Annotated in this window: 2 protein-coding genes; both read right to left on the bottom strand. The window is 73.8% G+C overall.

Annotated elements, in window-relative coordinates; all coding sequences use genetic code 11:
• The coding region (locus VF825_RS08770) for a DEAD/DEAH box helicase (RefSeq protein WP_331112281.1) at window positions 1-1,351 on the bottom strand (1,351 nt) is incomplete at its 3' end.
• Window positions 1,352-1,585: 234 nt separating this feature from the next.
• Window positions 1,586-2,465, bottom strand: an 880-nt coding sequence (locus VF825_RS08765) for a GlxA family transcriptional regulator (RefSeq protein WP_331112279.1), incomplete at its 5' end; no start/stop codon positions are given.

Genomic DNA, 2,465 nt, shown 5'->3' with positions numbered 1-2,465 from the left:
AGCCGCCGCCCTGGCCACCGCGCCCGGCGCCGGAGCCCTGGCCGGCACGGCCACGACCGCCGCCGGAGCGGGCGCCCGAGCCCGACCGGGGAGCAGGGTTGGTGACCGGGGCCACCGGGGCGGGGCTGTCGACGAACACCCGCTCGCCCGGCGCCAGCTCACGCAGCAGCGGGTGCTCGGCGTCGATCCTGGTCGTCGTCGGCTTGATCCCGGCCTTGCGGGTCAGGTCGCGCACGTCACGGACCTGCTCGTCGGTCATCAGCGTCACGACGGTGCCCTCGGCGCCCGCGCGGGCCGTGCGGCCGGAGCGGTGCAGGTAGGCCTTGTGCTCGGTCGGCGGGTCGGCGTGGATGACCAGGCTGACGTCGTCGACGTGGATGCCGCGGGCGGCGATGTCGGTGGCGACCAGGGTGCGCGCCGAGCCGGAGTGGAACGCGTCCATGTTGCGGGTGCGGGCGTTCTGGGACAGGTTGCCGTGCAGCTCGACGGCGGGCACGCCGCTGGCGTTGAGCTGCTTGGCCAGCTTCTTGGCACCGTGCTTGGTGCGGGTGAACACGACCGTGCGGCCGGGCGCGGCGGTCAGGTCGACCAGAACCGGCAGGCGCGACTCCGGCTGCAGGTGCAGCACGTGGTGGGTCATGGTGTTGACCGGCGACTGGGCCGAGTCGGCGCTGTGCGTCACCGGGTTGCTCAGGTAGCGCTTGACCAGCACGTCGACGCCGGCGTCGAGCGTGGCCGAGAAGAGCAGTCGCTGACCGCCCTTGGGGGTGCGGTCCATGAGCCGGCGCACGCCGGGCAGGAAGCCGAGGTCGGCCATGTGGTCGGCCTCGTCGAGCACCGTGATCTCGATGGCGGACAGGTCGGCGTGGCCCTGGCCGACGTGGTCCTCGAGCCGGCCGGGGCAGGCGACGAGGACGTCGACACCGGCACGCAGGCCGCTGATCTGCGGGTTTGGTCCGACCCCGCCGAAGACCGTGAGCGTCTTGAGGCCGAGCGCCGCGGCGAGCGGCGCCATCGCGGTCTCGATCTGGGTGGCCAGCTCGCGGGTGGGCACGAGGATCAGCGAGCGCGGCTTCTTCGGCTGGCGCCGGGTGTTGCTCTGCGACAGGCGGGTCAGCAGCGGCAGCAGGAAGCCGTAGGTCTTGCCCGACCCCGTGCGGCCGCGGCCGAGCACGTCACGCCCGGCGAGGGAGTCCGGCAGCGTCGCCGCCTGGATCGGGGTGGGGGTGGTGATGCCCGACTCCGCGAGGATGCGGGTCAGGGAGGTGGGCACGCCGAGGTCGGCGAAGGTGTGCGTGGACAAAGGGTTACTCCGCAAAGTCAAAGGGACGTTCTGCCCGGCGCAGACCATGCAGGTCGCGGCGCGTTGGCGATCGACGTCTGAAGGCGGTCCGAGGCAGAACTGTGCGGACCGCGGCCCCAGTCTACGGGCATGGCGCGACAGGATCGGCACCATGGCGTCGCCGCCGCGCGCCGCGGCCCGCTCGATCGCCACCTCTACGACTCTCTAGCAGTATCCCGATACTCACCTAGCGAGCCTCATCGAGGCCCATCGAGGCCCTTCGCGCCGCCGCCACTGCCGGCGTCAGGACGCGGCCCGCAGGCGGCGCAGCATCCGCGCGTCGCTGAAGCCGACCGCACGCGCGACCGACTCCTGCGTCCAGCCCTGGCCGGCCCGCGCCTCGGCCCGCTCCAGTCGCAGGGTCTGCTGGTAGCGCAGCGGGGTGAGCCCGGTCGCCGCGACGAACGCCCGGGTCAGCGTCCGCTCGCTCACCCCGAGGTCCGCGGCCAGCGCGGTCAACGGGAGCGGCTCGGCATACCGGTCGTCGATGACTTCCTGGGCGCGGTGCACCAGGTGGGCGAGGTGGTCGCGGTGGCGCAGCATGGCGCTCTCCTGGGGCGCGGTGCCGTTGCGGCGGGCCGCAACCACGAGCGCTCGCGCGGTGCGGGCGGCCACGGCGGGGCCCTGGTCGACGGCCAGCAGGTGCAGCGCGAGGTCGATCCCGCTGGCGATGCCCGCGGAGGTGTGGATGCGTCCGTCGCTGACATGGAGGACGTCGCGGACCACGTCGACGCGCGGGTAGCAGCGTGCGAGCTCGTCCTGGATCTCGTGGTGCGTGGTGGCGCGGCGGCCGTCGAGCAGGCCGGCCTCGGCGAGGGCGAAGGCCCCCGCACAGACGCTGACGACCTTGCCCCCGGCGGCGTGGTGGGCAATCACGCCGCCGCGGGCGACCTCGGGCAGGGCCCGGCCGGCCTGAGCGTCGTCCGGGACGTGCCACCCCGGGACCACGACGTAGTCGCGGGGTGACAGGTCCGGCCACGCCGTGCCCGCGGACAGGCCCAGGCCCTGGTGGCTGGGCACGAACGGCCGGTCCGCGACATAGGTGAGCCGGTACTGCCCGCCGTACTCGCCCGCCTCGGAGAAGACCTGCGCCGGACCGGCGACGTCGAGCAGCTCCACTCCT

The sequence above is a fragment of the Oryzihumus sp. genome (genome assembly GCF_036391795.1).
In the GTDB taxonomy this organism is placed as follows: Bacteria; Actinomycetota; Actinomycetes; order Actinomycetales; family Dermatophilaceae; genus Oryzihumus.
The sequence above is the reverse complement of the archived record's forward strand: the minus strand, read 5'-3'. Positions and strand labels throughout refer to the sequence as shown.